We start from the raw sequence: 18,416 nt of genomic DNA on the forward strand, positions 1-18,416 counted from the left end.
GGTTTTAAGTGAGCTCATCCAAAAAGTCTTGTAAGTTGACTAAAGCATGTTTGACAACCTTGAGTTCGTCAAGGCTGAAACCTGCTAAAAAACGGTCGACCATTTTCGAATGAAAAGCATTATGAGCACGATACAACACACGGCCTCTTTTGGTTAGTGTGATATCTGTTACTCGCTGATCATGAGGATTTTTGGTACGATTGATAAGGCCTTTTCGTTCAAGGTTTCTTAAGTTAATCGTTAGTGTTCCTCTTGATAAATGCATTTTTTTAGCAATCTGGGAAGCACTTTTAGGTTCGTGCAAACTAATAGCATGCACTAAGTGAACTTCTTTGACAGTAATATCGCTAAAAGAGCTCTTTTTTAACTCCTTTTCTTCGATTCTTAAAATATTGTCATAGACATTAGCTAAAGCTTCATTAATAAAATCATGTTCCGCTTTTTTGAACTTTGTTTCGTCATCATAAACTGACATACTTTTCTCCTCAGTTAAGTTATAAGCGCAACGTATACCTGATTTAATCGCGATTAGCTACGATAAATGTAAGCTCTGCTTGACAAGCTTTCTTACCATTAACTTCTGCGTAAGTTTCAACAATACCCATGTTGGCACGTTGCTTAATCATTTTGACGTGAAGTTTTAAGACATCACCAGGTTCAACTACTTTTCTGAATTTAGCGTTTTTGATAGCGCCCATATAAGCAGTTTTGCCTTCGAATTCTTTAGATTTTAAAATTAAAATAGAAGCGGCTTGAGCAAGAGCTTCAATAATTAAGACACCCGGCATAACAGGGTTTCCAGGGAAGTGTCCTTGGAAAAACTCTTCGTTAATTGTGACATTTTTAGTTGCCACGATTGATTCTCCGGGATTGATTTCATCAACGTAATCCATAAAAAGAATAGGATAACGGTTGGGAATCATTTTCATAATTTCGCTTGCAGTTAAAACTGGCTCCATAATTTCCTCCTATTGTTCAGCAATTGTGGTACTTTCTGAACTGGAATTTATGGTATATTATTTTTGTTTGAATATCAAACCTTTTTTTAAAATCTGTTATCAAAAATTTAAATAGTTACACAAAAAAAGTCGTCAAAAACCTTTATTTGAAAAGGTTTTGGCGACTTTTTAATAACTTATAAAAAACTTTGAATATCAAACTATTTTTTGGCTTGTTTGATTGATTCTGCTAAGTGAACTTCATTGACTACAAAACGGTGAACCGCACAATTATAACCCACTTTGTCGCCAAGTTCGACAATGTAGCCGTTAATGTAATCTACTTCTGTTGGACGGTTTTTTGAAAGGTCTTGATACATAGAAGGGTGGTGGTATTTGTAATCAACGCAGCCATCTAAAACACTTTGAATGGCTTCTTCTTTAGTTTGAGGTAAGTTAATATGATTTCTTTCACAGGCTTCAAATGCTTCATCCATCATTTGAGTTGTCATTTCTTTTGCCCCTTTGAAATCGCCAAATTGTCCCATTGGGATTTCAAACATTGTACAAATGGTGTTCACTACTGAGTTAAATAATAGTTTGGTCATAGCCATGCTCAAGTAGTCTTCACTATAGATAGGGTGAAGCTTGGCACTTTCTAAGTCAGCCATAATTTGTTTTTGAGTGTCGTCTGGTTCGTTGTCACCGTAAGTAGCAAGGTGCATGCTTTCTTTACCTTCTTTACCCATAAAGTCAACGAATCCAGGTTCAGGCATTAATGTTGCAATCATAGCCGTTCCACCTAGAACATTTTTTTCTGGGAAGAACTGAACAATTTTGTCCATATGGCCAATCCCATTCATGGCACTGACAACATATTGATTATCGTTGAATAAGTTAGCCTTTTGACAACGTTCCAGTAGATTTTGGAGTTCCATTTGTTTTGCAAAAACTAACCAAACATCTGGTTTTTGATCATAAGTTTCAGGTGAGTAAATGTTAACGTTAATTAATTGTTCATTTTCATGATCACGTTGAACACGAACACCACCTTGTTTTTTGACGGCTTCGATATTAGGCTCCCATGAGTCGACAAAGTCAACTGTTGCACCTGCATTTTCTTGTAACATGACACCGTATCGAAACCCCATAGCTCCTGAACCCAAAACTGCATATCTCATATTAATTACCTCCGAATATTATAGATTTATTAAATTTTAACATTTATTACATAAAAATCAAATATTAAAAAACTTGACTTTTTCGAAAAACACAATATATAGAAAAATATTGCGTTTTTTTGAATGCGGTGTACAATATCTAGTGTTGATTTTTTATAGAGAAGGGGAAAGAAATTGAATCAAGACGCACTACGTGTTTTAAAACCAAGCTGGTATATTCATCAAATGAAGGGGTGGACTAAGCGAAGTTATCAGCTATTAGCATTAGGAATTCTTGTCGTGATTTTGACAACAATTACTAGTGAAATTAATGCCATTTCCATTACAACGATGTTTGCGGGGATTTTAGGGTATACAACAACATTAGCTATTACTAATGCCAAACCTGTTAACGGTATGTTTGGATTAATCAGTGCTATTTTATATATTATTGTGGCAATTTCAGCGAGAAACTATGCTGACGTTGTTCTACAAGCAGCATACATAGTTTTATTAGATATTCCGGTATTACTTTTACCAAAATGGTCTGAAAATGTACAAGAACATATCAGAGGTCTTTCTGACTCAAAACCTGTTAGAGATTGGGGTTTAACAGCATCATTCTTTATTGTTGTATTTGGCCTGCTTTACTTAATGGACACAAACTTATTCATCAGTCCACGACCAGTACTAGATGCCTTTGCAGGAGCTGTTGGTATTACAGGATCAATTCTTGCAACATTACGATTTAGAGAACAATATTACTTTTGGATTTTCCAAGGTGTGATGAGTGTGATTCTATGGGGAACAACAGCCTTTCAAGGTGATGCTAACTTCACACTACTATTCACATACACCTTGTATCTACTAAATGATGCTTTAGCTATTTTTGATAAAAACATTCCTTGGTTCCACAAAAAGGTTGACAAAAATTAAAAAGCATGTGAACATTATAAAAAAATGAAATGATTAAGCGATGATAAGAAAAGTACTTCTTAACTTCTTTTCAAAGAGAGTCTACAACTGGTGAGAGTAGATATTAGAAGCAGAACGAAAATGGTCTTTGAGCTTTTGTAGGTAAAGTAGTTGAGCTTGCAACGGGTACGCCTGATATAGCGTGAAGGAATGATAGTTCCGGATTGAGAAAGTTTATTTCCATAGATGATAGGAAGTTAAACTTAAAATTAAGGTGGTACCGCGAGAGACACTCGCCCTTTTTCAGGGCGGGTGTCTTTTTTTATTTCATTTATTAAAAAGGAGGAGTCAAAAATGGCAAAAGAATCATTTGCAAAAGAAATGCAAAGTAAGCATCTAGTGACATTGTCACTAGGTGGTGTAATTGGAACGGGTATTTTTATGAGTTCTGGTTATTTAATTCAATCAGCAGGACCTGTAGGGACTTTAGCTGCTTATATCATCGGAGCAATCTTGGTGTGTCTTGTGATGTTGTGCTTGGGTGAATTATGTGTACAAAACCCGACGACAGGATCTTTTCATACTTATGCTAGTCAACATATTCATCCAGGTGTCGGATTCGTAGTGGCTTGGTTATACTGGCTAACATGGACGGTATCATTAGGGTCACAGTTAATTACCCTAGCCATGATAGCCAATGGCTTTTATCCAAGCATTGCGGTTTGGATTTGGTGTTTGGTTTTTATCGTATTGATTGCGGCATTGAACTTGTCACAAGTGAAGTGGTTCGCAGCAAGTGAGCTCGTTATGTCAATTCTGAAGGCAGTAGCACTATTAGTTTTTATTCTAATCGGATTGGCTTTAGTATTTGGTATTATTAAGTCAGCAGGACAGACTCAACCGATATTATTATCTAACTTCACTAAAAACGGTATTTTACCGCATGGCTTTTTACCTGTTATTTCAGTTATCCTAGCCGCCAACTTTGCTTTTTCGGGGACAGAAATCATTGCGGTAGCAGCTGGTGAAACCAAAAATCCACAAAAGGTTTTGCCTAAAGCTATTTTGAAAACATTAGTGATTCTGGTTGTTTTATTTATTGGTGCTATTTTTGTCATTGGTGCTTTATTGCCAGAAGAATCCTCAGGATTAACCAATAGTCCATTTGTTTCAATCTTAAATAATGCGGGATTTGCTTATGCAGGTAACATTATGTCCGTGGTTTTATTCGTAACGGTTTTATCCGGCGCAAACTCTGGTGTTTATGCAGCATCGCGGATGATTTGGTCATTGGCTAATCAAGGACCATTGCCTAAGAAACTGGCAAAATTAAATAAAAACGGACTACCCGTGTATGGCTTAACCTTAACTTTATTAGGCGGGTTACTATCGCTGTTTTCTAGCATCTATGCACCAGGAACGGTTTACTTAGTATTAACCTCGTTATCAGGTTTTGCGGTAGTCTCTGTTTGGTTATCAGTTGGTGTAGCACAGTTAAGGTTTAGAAAGCAATATTTGAAAGCTGGTAATAAACTCTCAGATTTGAAATACAAAACGCCGTTTTATCCTGTGATTCCATGGCTAGTTATTATCTTATGTGTGATATCACTTGTTGGAATCGGGTTTGATCCAGAGCAACAGGCTTCCCTTTGGGCAGGGTTAATATTTTCAGCAGCCGTATTTAGTTATTATCATTTTGTAATCGAAAAAAAGGAGAAAAGAAGAAATGACAAAGCAATTAATCAAAGAGTGGGCAAAGCAACAAAATAGTATCGTTATTGATGGGGCAATGTCTTTAGGACTAGAAGAAAGAGATGTGAACCTCAACAATAAATTGTGGACAGCTTCAGCAATAGACTATTATCCCGAAAAAATAAAAGCTGTTCATCAATCTTATTTTGATGAAGGCGCAAACGTGGCCATTGTTTCAACCTATCAAGCGAGTGTTCAAGGTTATCTGGATCAAGGTTATTCTGTTGATGAAGCGAAGGCATTAATTAAACGTGCAGTTAAGCTAGCAGATGAAGCACGACGTGATAGTGATTCATCTCAGCCTAAATTTTTAGCGGGAGCGATTGGTCCTTACGGTGCTTATTTAGCAGATGGTTCAGAATATCGAGGAGATTATGAGTTGTCTGATGATGCTTATCGAGACTTTCATCGCGGCCGAATTGAAGTTCTAATTAATGAAGGCTGTGATTTGCTTGCAATTGAAACCCAACCTAGTTATCAAGAAATCAAGGTAATTTTAGACTTATTGGCTGATTTTAAAGACATTCCCGTCTGGGTGTCTTGCACATTAAAAGATGAAAAGACATTAAGTGATGGAACGCCGTTTGATAAAGTTCAAACTCTTTTGGAAGAAAACCCTCAGGTAATTGCCTATGGGGCAAATTGTATCGCACCTGAACTAGTTACACCATTTCTTGAGCAAGTCAAGCCTAATGCTCATAAGGATTTGGTTATCTATCCTAACTCTGGTGCTAGCTACTCACCTGAGGTTAAAGAGTGGGATAATACGCCTCACAGCCATCAAACATTTGCGGATTACACGAAGCAATGGCATGATAAAAGCGCTAAATGGATTGGTGGCTGTTGTTGCACATCAGAACCTGAAGTTCGTGATATTGTAGAAAGTCTAAAAAAATAAAAATAGCCGTATACTTCTTATTGAGTGAGTATACGGCTATTTTTATTTTTTCTTATAGAAAAGAAGATGGCCCCATCAAGAGAGTATCTTAATGAGGCCAGAGCTTTACAGGAATTCTAATGAATCCTTTACTATAGTTCCCTTTTAAAATCAGTTAAAAAATAAAAGGATTACCACTTATGAAGTTTAGACCATTTATAATAATCTGTCAAGATAGTTATAAAAATAGCATGGTAAACCATGTTATTATAAACAATAAAAGGAGGAATTAATATGAATTACATACTAGGGTTAGATTTAGGAATCACGTCAGTTGGATATGCTGTACTAGCTTTAAATGATGATGGAAATCCTTACAAAGTCGAAACGTTAAATTCTGTAATGTTTCCAATAGCAGAGAATGAAAAAGGAGAATCAAAGGCTAGTGAGAGGGGGGATTTAAGAAGGGCTCGACGAATTACAAGACGACGAAAGTTTCGTAAACACCGCGTCAGACAATTATTTGTTCGATATAATTTATTAAAAAACCAACAGGTTTCTGAAATATTCAGTGGTGTTGATTCGGTATATGATTTAAGAGTTCGAGGACTTGACAATCAGCTAAGTTATCCAGAACTTTTTGTTGTGTTGTATTATTTTGCAGGTCATCGTGGGTTTAAATCAAATAGGAAATCTGAGTTACAAAGTAAAGATATGGGAATCTTACTGAAATCCTTGAATGAGACAGAAAAAGAATTGCTCGAGAGTAAGTATCGAACACTAGGAGAACTCTATTTAAAAAGTCCTAAATTTGCTAAACACAAAAGAAATAAAGGTTATGAAGAAGGATATATTGGTTCTTCATATCGAAACTTAGTAGTAGATGAGATTGAGAGGATATTGGACAATCAGCAAAATCTGCCAGATAGGTTTAAAGAAGAGTACCTTGAAATATTTAACTCGCAAAGATCTTTTGATGAGGGACCTGGAGTGAATTCTCCCTATGCAGGCAATCAAATAGAAAAGATGGTTGGGTTAGATTCGCTTGATAGAAGTCAGACGCGAGCTGCTAAAGCAACATTTACATTTCAATATTTCAAGCTTCTATCTGATTTAAATATCTTACAGTACAAAGAAGATGTGGGAGGAAATTACCTGTCCTTAAATCAGGAGCAAAGAAAGGAAATTGTAAAATTTGCTTTGACTCATAAAACGGTTAATTTTAAACAAGTAAAAAAACAACTTCAGTTACCCGAGACAGCAGTATTTAATTTGGTCAGGTACGATCAAAGTACGGAAGGAAAAACTAAGTTAAGTGATTTTTCAGATATTCAGGCTATTCAAAAAGTTTTACCGGATAAGTATGCTAAAAATTATGCGTTAATAGACCAACTGGGAACTATTTTAACTTCTTATAAAAGTGACCAAGCAAGAATTGGTGCACTGAACGAACTGCGTGTTGATATTTGCTCAGCATATGACGAATTATTGAAGCTTAACTATTCTAAATTTGGGAAATTATCATTAAAAACAATGCGAGCTATTATTCCCTATTTAGAAGAAGGGCTAATATATAATGAAGCTGCAGAAAAAGCAGGTTATGATTTTCAAAATGTCAAAATAGACGATGATTATATTTTTGAAAATGTGACTAACCCAGTAGTCAAAAGAACCGTTAGAAAAAGTATTAAAATAATCAATCAAATTATTAGAAAATATGGCCCACCTACGGCTATTAATATTGAGCTAGCTAGAGATTTAGGAAAGACAAAACAAGAACGCAAAAAAATCGAAAAAAATCAAAATGATAATCGTAAAACTAATGAAAAAATTGCAAGTAGGTTGAGAGAATTAGGCTGTCCAGTCAACGGTCAAACAATACTAAAACTTAAGCTTTATGATGAACAAAAAGGGATAGATCCTTATGACAAAAGTCGAAAACCTATTGATTTAGCGCAGGCTATCGATGGAAATTCATATGAGATAGACCACATCATTCCATATAGTATTTCATTTGATGACAGTTACACTAATAAAGTGTTAACTCGCTCTAAATTTAATCAAGAAAAGGGAAACCGAATTCCAATGGATTATCTTTCTCATGATGAAGATAGTGTGTCACATTTGGAATCTTTTGCGAGAGAACTTCCAAATAACAATAAAAAAATGCATCTATTAAAGAAGGAATTAACAGCTGAAGATTGCAAGAGCTGGAAAAATCGTAATATTCAAGATACAAGTTATATGACGAAGTTATTAAAAAGTTACTTAGAACAAAATATTGAGTTCGCTGAATCGTCTAAAAAACAAAAAGTACATACTTTAAGTGGAAGTGTGACCTCTAAAATCAGAAGTCGATGGGGGATTACAAAAGACCGAGATGAAAGTGACTTGCATCATGCAGTAGATGCAGTAGTTATTGCCGCTATAACTCCGGGATTTGTGAAAAAGGTAACGCAGTATAGTCATGATAATGAAATAAAATACAATACAAAGTTATGGTCCAAGTCAATGGAAGCAAATGTTCATTCAGCCAAGGAACTGAAATTATTTAATGATTTTCCATTACCTTGGCCTGATTTTCGAGAAGAACTTAATGCTAGAATATCTGATGATCCTCAAAAATTAATGTCTGGTCGACAATGGTCAAACTATTCACCAGAGGAAATACAAACTATTAAACCTGTTTTTGTCGTGAGAATGCCTAACAAGAAATTAAAAGGAGCTATTCATAATGAAACGATAAAAAGTGCGAAATATCTTGATTCTGGATACAAGATGCAGCGTGTGAGTGTTACGCAGTTGAAGTTGAATGAAAAAGGAGAAATTGTGAGCGGTAAGAATTCTAAATATATGAAGGCAGATGATGGAGGTAATTTAAAAGTTTGGAATTTATTATTTGATAAATTAAAACAAAAACAACACTTGGAAAGTCAATTATCAACTAGTAGTAAAGATGAAAAGAAACAAATTAGTCAAAAGATACAAGATATATTTCCAGGAAATAAACCTGAATATACTGATAAGGGTAATACTCATAATGTCCGCAAAGTAAAAGTATTTGAACATTCAGTTTCAGGTGTTAGGTTAAAGCAACAAGCAATTGCTGAAAATGCCAAAGGTTCGATGTACCGTATTGATATTTTCGAAAACGATAAAACGGGTTATTTGTTCGTGCCAGTATACAAAAGTAGCGCCAGAGAGCGGATGCTACCAAATACAATTGCGACTTCAGGAAAAAGCGACCGAAAATTATCAGCAGAGGATAAATTTTTATTCTCAGTTTATCCTTCCGACTTATTGTATATTAATTTTAGTAAGCCTAAGTCAATAAGTTATCTACATAAAGGTAATAAGATAACGCAGTCCATTGATGAAATCTATGGTTATTATATTAGTGCAAATATCAGTACAGCTTCTATTAGTATTAGAAGTCACGATAATTCTATTAAGTTACAAGGCATTGGTATTGCTGGCTTAAAGAAGATTTCTAAGTATCAAGTTGACTATCTGGGAAACTACAAGAAAGTTACGGAGAAAAAGCGTCAACGGATTAATTAAGGGGATATTTATGGGATATAGAAATATATTGATTAGTCATGAAGCTAAATTGTATGAAAGGCTAAATCAATTAGTTATTAAAGTACACAATACGGAGTATAAAGTACCACTAAATGACATGAATAGTTTAATCGTTGATAATCAGAGGAGTATCATTTCAACTGGTCTTTTTGCTAAATTAGCTGAAGAAAAAGTGGTTTGTTTTATATGCGATAGTAAGCATATTCCTTGTGGTGTTATGACGTCTTTTCAATCGTATTATCATAAACTGCCTCGTCTCGAAGAACAATTCAAGTTATCGTCCAAGGTCAAAGGACGATTATGGCGAAAAATCGTTAGGCAAAAGGTGATTAATCAAGCACAGAACATAAAAAATGTTGATCAACATACTTATAACGCTATGAACAAGTGCTTAAAAAAAGTTAGCGAATATGATAAAACCAATCAAGAAGCTGTTGCGGCTCGATTGTATTTCGAAATTGTATTTGATAGTAAGTTTACTAGGCGTACGGATAATCTCTAGTTAATGGTTCATTGAATTATGCTTATGCCCTAGTTAGAGGAGTGATTTGTCGTGATTTGTGTGTATTTGGATTAGAACCTGCTCTGGGTCTTAGTCATCATAATCGGTTGAACGGTTTTAACTTAGCTGATGATTTGATTGAACCTTTTCGCGGTTTAGTTGACAAATGGGTTTTAAAGCGGTGTCTCTTCAATAAAGATAATCTTGATAAACAGCAAATTATTAAGATGTTAAGTTGTAATGTTGAAATTGACGGACAATTTCAAAGTTTTTCTAATGCTGTTTATATCATGATTGAATCTTATATGAAATGTTGTAAGTTGAAAACTTCCTCCAGTCTAAAACTGCCAACATTATTGTCATTAAGTGAACATGAATTCCGATAAATTTATGAGATTAGTAGTTATGTTTGACTTGCCTGTGAGTAATTCGGAGGATCGCAGAAATGCAAGCAAGTTCAGAAATTATCTCTTGAAGGATGGTTATGTTATGTTGCAGTATTCGATTTATTATCGCATTGTAACAGGTATAGATATGGCTGAAAAATATGAAAAAAGAATCAAACAGGTTGTTCCTAGTCGCGGATCAATTAGATTATTAAAAGTTACCGAAAAACAATTTAAAGAGATGGATGTTTTAGTTGGGTATCGTTCACCAACCGAAGAGAAAATAACAGATAATTCATTTAATGAATTTTAAAAAAGCGCAATTGGTAGTTAATTATCAATTGCGCTTTTTGCATTAAAAAATAAGATAACCCCATTAGATTTTCAATCTAATAGGGTTAGAACTTTACAGGAATTCTAATAAGAACCCTTTACTATAATTTCCTTTTTAAAAATATCTGTCCATTTTAAATCCAGAAATACCAATATTTGTCCAAATTTTAGGATTAGAGGTTCAAAATGTCCAACATAAAAAACGCTTAAACACTGATTTAACAAGACTTATATTGGCTAATATATATTATATCTTAACTGATTTTAAAAGGAAACTATAGCGTAGCAATAGTGATTATATCATCACTAACTATTATATCTTAACTGATTTTAAAAGGAAACTATAGCGAGATGGGATAGCTGCAAAAATGAACAAAAATTATATCTTAACTGATTTTAAAAGGAAACTATAGCGTTAAAAAAGTACGATTGCCTTCAATCGATTATTATATCTTAACTGATTTTAAAAGGAAACTATAGCTTTCACAAAACTTATGGTTCAAAAACCCTGAATTATATCTTAACTGATTTTAAAAGGAAACTATAGCTGATAGACAGCGTTTGTTGGTATTTTTTTATTATATCTTAACTGATTTTAAAAAGAAACTATAGTAGACATTGAGTTCCCTAAGAATGATACAAGTTATAATTCAAACAAAATTTCACAAAAAAATAGCATACCATTAAATAGCATGCTATCTAGTTTTGATTATTTGATGATGGCCTTAAAGTAACTAGTCCACTCGCTCATATTTTCGACACCTAAGTAAGCTGTGATAGTGTCTTTGTAATCATCGAAAACGATGGGACTGGTTGTCATGATTTCTAATCCATTACCTTCGATATCTGTTTTCATATAGATATTACTTTTGGCAAACCCATTCTTTTCATAGAAAGACTGACGTTTAATACGTTGTTTATAATTATCAGCTTCTTCAACCACTTCTTCAATTTCTAAAAAGATATTTTCTTTTGGATGTTGTGATTTTAAGTGTGTCAAAATCTTACTTCCATAACCTTTTGAACGTGTTGAAGGATCCATAGCTAGGTATGAGACAAGCAAATTGTGATTGTCTACTGTGTAGTAGATCAGTCCTACGAATGCTTCATCATCTAAAATAGCTAAGAAATGATTTTGGTTGAGTTTAGCACGTTCAACAATAAATGAGAAGTCTAAACGTTCATGTTCAGGGAAAGCATCTAAGTAAAGTTGCTTTACTTTTTCCTGAATACTTGAATTTTGGCTAGTAACGTCTTTAAAGATTAAAATAAAAGTTCCTCCTTGATATAAAAAAACTACGCCTATAGACGTAGTTTAATAGAAAATCTTTAAATTTTTTAAAAAAGAATTTTAGTTTAGTTTAAAACTTTAACGATTGCGTTGTTAAAGTCATCTAAATCATCTGGTGTACGACTTGTGACAAGGTTTTCATCAATCACAACCGCTTTATCTTCTGTGATAGCACCAGCGTAGTATAAGTCAGGTAATACAGAATTATACGCTGTCATTTTACGACCTTTAGTTAGTCCAGTTTGGATGAAAATTTGTGGACCGTGGCAAATTGCAAAAATAGCTTTATTAGATAGGAAGAAATGTTTTGTAAATTCAACATAACGGTTGTCTGCTCTTAAAATATCAGGTGAAAATCCACCCGGGATTAATAGACCATCAAAATCTGAAGGGTTAGTATCATCAATGCTTAAGTCTGTATGGATTTTTGTTCCATTTTTCCCTTCGAATGTTTTGTTGGCTTCATTTTCAATTGTAATAACTTCGTGACCTGCAGCTTCTAAAGCTTCAACAGGTGATGTGTATTCGATATCTTCGACAAAATTTGTAACGATTACAGCAATTTTACTCATTTAAATAAGTCTCCTTTGTTTAGGGTTGACTTACATTGTATAAGTGAAAACCAAAAAAATCAAGGACTTACTAATAAAAAGTGACAAAATCTTTGCGTTTTGGTAGGTGGAATTCTAAAATGTAGGCGATAACAAGTTTAGAGGTGGTAATATGAGTTTGACTCAAAACAAAAAGAAGCTCTCGCTAATGGGCGTGCTTGTTTCTTTTGGGATTGTATACGGAGATATCGGAACGTCTCCTTTGTATACGATGAACGCGATCATTCGCGATGGTGGCGGATTTAAGAATTTGCAGCCAGATTATATTATAGGAAGTATTTCTTTAATTATATGGACCTTAATGATTATTACGACATTAAAATATGTCATTATTGCCATGCAGGCATCTAATCACGGTGAAGGGGGGATTTTTGCCCTTTATACCTTAGTTCGTCGCAAAAAGAAATGGTTGATTGTGCCCGCTTTGATTGGTGGGGCAGCGTTACTTGCTGATGGTACAATTACACCAGCTGTGACGGTAACGAGTGCGATTGAAGGATTGAAGTCGCAAAATCTAGGATTATTTACCTTCAGTAGTGATCAAAACGTGGTAATTGCTGTGGTAATTGCGATATTATTAGTCGTATTCGCTATGCAACGATTTGGGACGGCTAAGATTGGTCAGGCTTTTGGACCTATTATGTGTGGGTGGTTCTTCTTTATTGCAATCGTTGGCTTTTGCAATTTATTAAGCTATCCAGGTATTTTAAAAGCCTTATCACCTGTTTATGGCTTGCAAGTTTTGTTTAGCCCCGCTAACAAATCTGGTTTCTTTATTCTAGGAAGTATTTTCTTAGCTACAACGGGTGCTGAAGCTCTTTATTCCGATATGGGACATGTTGGTAAACATAATATTTACTTTAGTTGGCCAATTGTCTACCTATCATTAGTTTTAAGTTACATGGGTCAAGGTGCATGGTTGATTAATAATCACATGACTGTTCAAAGTTCAGCTCTTAATCCATTTTACGCAGTAGTACCTGACAGTTTGACATTTTTCGCTATTATTTTGGCAACACTTGCTGCTGTTATTGCTTCACAAGCGCTTATCACAGGGTCTTATACATTAGTATCAGAAGCTATTCGACTTAAAATTCTACCTCGCATGATTATCCATCATCCTGGTAACAAACGCGGTCAAATCTATATTGGAACAGTTAATTGGTTGTTATGTATTATTACAATTGCCTTGGTTTTATATTTCCAAAACTCGCAACATATGGAAGCCGCTTATGGTTTAGCTATTACAGTTACGATGTTAATGACTACAATCTTGCTACATAATTTCTTAGACCTCAAGGTACCAAAATGGTTATCATGGGTATTAACGGCGTTCTTCTTAGTCGTTGAATTTTCATTCTTTATTTCTAGTGCGGTTAAGTTTGAACATGGTGGTTACGTTACGGTGCTAATTACACTAGCTATCATTTTAGTAATGTATATTTGGTACTTTGGGAATAAAGTTCGTTCTAAATATGAAACAGACTATGAATATGGTTGTTTAACGGACTATAAAGATCAATTGGTTTCATTAAGTCGTGATGAACAATATCCAGTTAGTTCGACGAATTTAGTTTATATGGCTAAGGTTAAAAAAGGACATCAAATCAAAAAATCAATTTTATATTCTATTTTAGATAAACGACCAAAACGTGCTAAGGTTTATTGGTTCATCACAATGGTAACAACCGACAGTCCCTATACACATGACTATACGGTTGAAACTTATGGCACTAAAAATGTTGTACAAGTAACGATTTACTTAGGTTTCAAAAAATCGCAAAAGGTGAATGTGTACTTGCGTCAAATTATCAATGATTTGATTGACCAAGGAACAATTGATCCACAGCCTCAAAGATATACAACTTCAAAAGGGCGTCGTGTAGGAGACTTTAAGTTCGTTATTTTAAAAGAAGCACTTTCTTTAGCAACGAATATATCTGGCTTTGACAGATGGTTGGTATCAGCAAGAATTTGGCTTCAAAACCATACAGCAACACCAATTCAATGGTTTGGATTGTCATTTAGTGACGTTAGGATTGAAAACGTTCCGGTTAATCTTGGGTACAAACCTCATATCAAGTTACGCCGAATTAATCACAAAAAAGCGCGTCAATATGAAACATTTGAAGAAGAAAGACAATAAAAAAAGAAAGCCAAGCGGCTTTCTTTTTTATTGGTTATATAAATTTTCAAATCCAGTTTTTAAAGTCGTGTTTTCAGTATGTCTAAAATAAACTGTTCCAGCTGCTGCTTGATTTTGCGTTGCAACAATAACCTCTGGTTTATTGTTATGTAGTGTTAAGAGATACAGGTGTCGATCGGTATAAGTTGTTGATTTATCTTGAATATCACTGTAAGCCATAATGATGTTATAGTCGGCTGTTCCACGCATCGTTTTTTGATTAATGTAACCGATTGTTGCAGCATTACCATCAACATAGTAGTTATAAAGATCTAACCCATTAACAAAGTCAAAACCATAAAAAGTGGTGTGATTGGATTGGTGTGGGTAGTAACGTTGATAAGCTTGTCCCATTTGACTACTGAAAGAACGCATAAAAGCATCCATATTTTTTATCAAGTTAGTAATATCAGTAGTTTTAGGTTCAGGTGAACGATTACTACTTTGACTAGATTGGGCCTGTGACTGGTTTGACGATTGGCTAGTTGAGTCTTGTGAAGAAGATACTTGTGATTGACTACTTGTATTCTTAGGCATTAACAGAGTAGCTCCGATTAAAAAAATTATAATTAAGCCAATAAAACCGCCAACAATCCAAGGTGTTGAGTTGAATTTTGCTTGTTCCTTTAGGTAATCTTTTCTTTTCTTCATTTGAATGATAGTCCTTTTTTATAATGATATAAGTCTAATTAATACAAATGATACAAGTTTATTTGAAAATAAGCAAAAAAAAGCTAAGTTTATACTTAGCTTTTTGGTAGATTCAATCTGGAATTGAACCAGTTAATAATTGTACGCCTGTACGATGAATCCTAATATCTTAGTGAATTAATTATGAAAAAATTAAATTAGTATAACGGAAAAGGAATGAAATTGGAACAATTCACTAAGATAAATACTCAAGTTGGAGTCGAACCAACGCTTCTAATAAAGAAGATAACCAGTAGTTGAGTTAAGGTTTATTTTGTTGTTATTAATATAATACTAATTTTACTCTAATAAATCAACTCTTTTTTAATAAAAAAAAACGATCAATTATGATCGTTTTCATTAACCCTGATATATTTTTTCGAAGTTACTTGCAAGATTTGAATTTTCCGTTTGTTTGAAATACATGGCATTGCCAGGCATACCTTGGTTTTGCATTGTAATCAAGACTTGTGGCTTTTGGTTATAGATAGTTAACAAATACAGATGCGCTCCTGCAAATGGCGCTGTTTCAGCATCACTGTAGACACCAACAATATTATAATCAGAATTGTTGTAAGATGTCTCTTTTATTGAAGCCAAGCGGAATGTCGCAGGTTTATTATCAACATAATAGTTAAAGTCATCTAAATCAGTCGTAATATCAAAACCATAGAAGTTTAATTTCGTTTGGTCTTGTACTTTAGGATAGTAACGTTTGTAGTTTTGGCCCATATAAGTACTAAAGTCGCTCATGTAGTTATCCATTTTTGCAATCTTAGTTGCATCAAAGCCTGCGGTCACTTTACTTGAAGTTTGTGAACTCGCTTCTGACTGTGAGATGCTTTGCGAAGTTTGAGGGCTACTTTGTTCTGAAGATGTTTGGGTATTGTGGGGCGTTAGAAATAACGACCATCCACCGAGCGCAATAACAGCTAAAGCAAAAAGAATGATAAGTATAATACCTATATTCGAACGATTGTGGCGTTCACGTTTTCTTTTCAATGTATTAGTCCTACTTTCATTTTAAATAAGATACATCTAAATGTTACTATAAACGACTTCTTTAATAAATAGAAAGTCTTTATTTCACAAAAAAAGGCGGTTTATTTTTACTAGTGTCAATTTTATTCACATCACCTACTGATATTATATGCTCTTAATGATAAAATGAAGCCAATAAATGATTAAAAAGTGGGGTATCATCATGACAATATCTAAAGAAGATTATAAACATATACCAGAAATTTCTGATATCGAAAATAAACAACCAATATTTTGGAAAAATCCAAATTATAACCAAAAAGCAGATTTAAGATTTGACTTAGCAGATATTTTTGATGCAGATGCGAGATGGCAAAGATTTGCACCTTTTATTGCTAAAGTTTTCCCGGAAACAAAGGCAGACGGTGGTGTGATTGAATCACCTTTAATTAAAATAGATGAATTTCACAAGCAATGGAATCAAGAAATGGATGATGACCATCAAGTGAAAGGATCACTATTCTTAAAAGCAGATAATTTACTTCCTATTACTGGGTCGATTAAGTCTCGTGGTGGAATTTATGAAGTTCTAAAATTTGCCGAACATATTGCAATGACTAAAGGTGACTTGACTTACCGTGATAATTACGCTGTCTTAGCAGAAGAGAAGTTCATGAATATCTTTGCTAAATACAAGGTAGCAGTAGGGTCAACAGGGAACTTAGGCTTAAGCGTTGGAATTGCTGCAGCTAGTTTTGGCTTTAGAACGACTGTTTATATGTCACATGATGCAAAAGACTGGAAGAAAGATAAACTACGTTCAAATGGGGTAGAAGTAGTTGAATATGATAGTGATTTCTCTCACGCAATTACTGAAGGCAGAAAATGTGCACAAGCTGACGCCAATACATATTTTGTTGATGATGAAAGTTCATCTGATTTGTTCTTAGGCTATTCAGTAGCCGCTTTAGGTATCCAAAAACAATTAAAAGATCACAATATTGTCGTTGATGAAAAACATCCGTTAGTTGTCTACTTGCCAGCTGGTGTTGGTGGCAGTCCAAGCGGGGTTTCATTTGGTTTGAAACAGCTTTTTGGTGACCACGTTTACCCCGTGTTTTGTGAACCCACACACGTGCCTTCTGTCACTTTAGGACTTATCACAGGTCAAAATAACCATATCTGTGTGGAAGACTTTGGACTTGATGGCTTAACAGCTGCCGATGGCTTAGCAGTTAGTCGTCCTTCAAAAATTGCTGGCCCTATCATGAGAACCTTATTGTTTGCAAGTGCAACATTTGAAGATAAAGATGTCTACCGTTATCTTGCAAGACTAGAAGATACCGAACATATTTCAGTTGAACCTTCTGCGACAGCAGGTTTTTGTGGTCTAAAGGCATTAGTTGCTCATGAAGTGGCAATGAATACACCTAAAACAACTCATATTGTTTGGGCAACAGGCGGTAGTTTGATGCCTGATAACGAAAAAATCCATAACTATCAATATGGAAAAACACTTGACTAGAAAGTAGATTTAATTGTTAAAGAAATCCCATATTGCCTTTTCACACGCTGTTATTTCAAGTGGTGTTTTAATGGCGAATTATCCAATCAAAGCCGCACTACCATTATTTGTTGGGGCCCACTTTGGTGCTTTTTCACCCGATTTAGATGGTGGTGACACTTACGATTCAGAATTGACAAGACTACTGGGTAAATTCAATCTGTTGCAATATATCCCCCATCGAACTTACACACATACGGTTTGGGTGATTGGGTTACTAGTTTTGTTGTTTTATCAGATGCCACAACTCGGAACAAATGACTATTTGCTACGTAATTTGGTTTTAGGATTTACAATCAGTTATGCCTTACATCTGTTACTCGATAACTTTTCAAAACAAGGGGTTAATTGGTTTTTTCCTTTAGGTCGATATAAATACAATGCCCGGTTCAAGTCGTATCAAAAAAAGAGAAAATACCGCTGGTATTATTATCGTGTTAACGGCACGTTTGAACTGTGGTTTAGGCAGCTTTGCCGCCTAGTAATGGCTGTTAATTTTTATCTATTATACCTTCATTGGTTTTAAAAGCAGACACTTGTTGTCTGTTTTTTTATTGAGAATTTAATTAGAAACCGAACTTTTTTGTAAAAAAACTGGAAATAAATCAGTTTTTCTTATAAGATAGTCTATAAAATATTTTTCATTCGG

17 protein-coding genes and 1 other annotated feature are annotated in these 18,416 nt (G+C 34.5%); of the genes, 10 read left to right on the forward strand and 7 right to left on the reverse strand.

Annotation, left to right across the window (positions count from 1 at the left end; translation table 11 throughout):
* Positions 1–4: 4 nt before the first annotated feature.
* The 3 genes from JNUCC80_RS06095 to JNUCC80_RS06105 form a co-directional block, all read right to left on the reverse strand.
* Positions 5–475 (reverse strand): MarR family winged helix-turn-helix transcriptional regulator, encoded by a 471-nt coding sequence (locus JNUCC80_RS06095; protein ID WP_454153548.1) that lies wholly within the window; start codon positions 473–475, stop codon positions 5–7.
* A gap of 43 nt (positions 476–518) precedes the next feature.
* Entirely contained in the window at positions 519–959 is a 441-nt protein-coding gene (gene fabZ, locus JNUCC80_RS06100; RefSeq protein ID WP_339970404.1) for a 3-hydroxyacyl-ACP dehydratase FabZ, read from the reverse strand.
* Between the two features lie 200 nt (positions 960–1,159).
* Positions 1,160–2,119 (reverse strand): ketopantoate reductase family protein, encoded by a 960-nt coding sequence (locus tag JNUCC80_RS06105; protein WP_454153550.1) that lies wholly within the window; start codon positions 2,117–2,119, stop codon positions 1,160–1,162.
* A 225-nt stretch (positions 2,120–2,344) separates the two neighbouring features.
* On the opposite strand from JNUCC80_RS06105, the gene pnuC reads away from it, so the two are divergent.
* The 7 genes from pnuC (at position 2,345) to cas2 (ending at position 10,425) form a co-directional block, all read left to right on the forward strand.
* Entirely contained in the window at positions 2,345–3,034 is a 690-nt protein-coding gene (pnuC, locus tag JNUCC80_RS06110) for a nicotinamide riboside transporter PnuC (RefSeq protein WP_454153558.1), read from the forward strand.
* Positions 3,035–3,065: 31 nt separating this feature from the next.
* Positions 3,066–3,317: a binding site (T-box leader), on the forward strand.
* 50 nt (positions 3,318–3,367) lie between these two features.
* Positions 3,368–4,783: an amino acid permease gene (locus JNUCC80_RS06115; protein ID WP_454153552.1), complete on the forward strand. Its 1,416-nt coding sequence runs from the start codon at positions 3,368–3,370 to the stop codon at positions 4,781–4,783.
* On the forward strand, positions 4,740–5,663 hold the full coding sequence (gene mmuM, locus JNUCC80_RS06120; protein ID WP_454153382.1) for a homocysteine S-methyltransferase: 924 nt from the start codon (positions 4,740–4,742) through the stop codon (positions 5,661–5,663). Before JNUCC80_RS06115 ends, mmuM begins: the two co-directional genes overlap by 44 nt.
* Before the next feature lie 273 nt (positions 5,664–5,936).
* On the forward strand, positions 5,937–9,203 hold the full coding sequence (gene cas9 / locus JNUCC80_RS06125) for a type II CRISPR RNA-guided endonuclease Cas9 (RefSeq protein ID WP_454153384.1): 3,267 nt from the start codon (positions 5,937–5,939) through the stop codon (positions 9,201–9,203).
* A gap of 10 nt (positions 9,204–9,213) precedes the next feature.
* Positions 9,214–9,726, forward strand: a complete 513-nt coding sequence (gene cas1, locus JNUCC80_RS06130) for a type II CRISPR-associated endonuclease Cas1 (RefSeq protein WP_454153386.1) — start codon at positions 9,214–9,216, stop codon at positions 9,724–9,726.
* A gap of 11 nt (positions 9,727–9,737) precedes the next feature.
* The gene (locus tag JNUCC80_RS06135; RefSeq protein ID WP_454153388.1) at positions 9,738–10,112 is read left to right on the forward strand and encodes a CRISPR-associated endonuclease Cas1; all 375 of its coding nucleotides are present in this window, start codon (positions 9,738–9,740) and stop codon (positions 10,110–10,112) included.
* Between the two features lie 4 nt (positions 10,113–10,116).
* The gene (gene cas2 / locus JNUCC80_RS06140; RefSeq protein WP_454153390.1) at positions 10,117–10,425 is read left to right on the forward strand and encodes a CRISPR-associated endonuclease Cas2; all 309 of its coding nucleotides are present in this window, start codon (positions 10,117–10,119) and stop codon (positions 10,423–10,425) included.
* Positions 10,426–11,154: 729 nt separating this feature from the next.
* Here cas2 and JNUCC80_RS06145 read toward each other — a convergent pair.
* Both JNUCC80_RS06145 and JNUCC80_RS06150 read right to left on the reverse strand, forming a co-directional pair.
* Positions 11,155–11,751, reverse strand: a complete 597-nt coding sequence (locus JNUCC80_RS06145) for a GNAT family N-acetyltransferase (RefSeq protein WP_454153560.1) — start codon at positions 11,749–11,751, stop codon at positions 11,155–11,157.
* A gap of 50 nt (positions 11,752–11,801) precedes the next feature.
* On the reverse strand, positions 11,802–12,308 hold the full coding sequence (locus JNUCC80_RS06150) for a type 1 glutamine amidotransferase domain-containing protein (RefSeq protein WP_454153392.1): 507 nt from the start codon (positions 12,306–12,308) through the stop codon (positions 11,802–11,804).
* A 151-nt stretch (positions 12,309–12,459) separates the two neighbouring features.
* Between JNUCC80_RS06150 and JNUCC80_RS06155 the strand changes: the two genes are divergently transcribed.
* Positions 12,460–14,493 carry a KUP/HAK/KT family potassium transporter gene (locus tag JNUCC80_RS06155; protein WP_454153394.1) on the forward strand — a complete coding sequence of 678 codons (2,034 nt, stop codon included), beginning with the start codon at positions 12,460–12,462 and terminating at the stop codon, positions 14,491–14,493.
* 27 nt (positions 14,494–14,520) lie between these two features.
* On the opposite strand, the gene JNUCC80_RS06160 is transcribed toward JNUCC80_RS06155, so the two are convergent.
* The gene (locus JNUCC80_RS06160; RefSeq protein WP_454153396.1) at positions 14,521–15,183 is read right to left on the reverse strand and encodes a DUF4767 domain-containing protein; all 663 of its coding nucleotides are present in this window, start codon (positions 15,181–15,183) and stop codon (positions 14,521–14,523) included.
* A 399-nt stretch (positions 15,184–15,582) separates the two neighbouring features.
* Complete coding sequence (locus JNUCC80_RS06165) at positions 15,583–16,224, reverse strand: DUF4767 domain-containing protein (RefSeq protein WP_454144755.1); 642 nt, start codon at positions 16,222–16,224, stop codon at positions 15,583–15,585.
* A 178-nt stretch (positions 16,225–16,402) separates the two neighbouring features.
* Here JNUCC80_RS06165 and JNUCC80_RS06170 point away from each other — a divergent pair, with 178 nt between their 5' ends.
* Together JNUCC80_RS06170 and JNUCC80_RS06175 are read left to right on the forward strand one after the other, a co-directional pair.
* Positions 16,403–17,728 (forward strand): D-serine ammonia-lyase, encoded by a 1,326-nt coding sequence (locus tag JNUCC80_RS06170; protein ID WP_454144757.1) that lies wholly within the window; start codon positions 16,403–16,405, stop codon positions 17,726–17,728.
* A 13-nt stretch (positions 17,729–17,741) separates the two neighbouring features.
* The gene (locus tag JNUCC80_RS06175; protein ID WP_454144759.1) at positions 17,742–18,293 is read left to right on the forward strand and encodes a metal-dependent hydrolase; all 552 of its coding nucleotides are present in this window, start codon (positions 17,742–17,744) and stop codon (positions 18,291–18,293) included.
* The last annotated feature ends 123 nt before the right edge of the window (positions 18,294–18,416 follow it).

The organism is Holzapfeliella sp. JNUCC 80 (assembly GCF_053667655.1).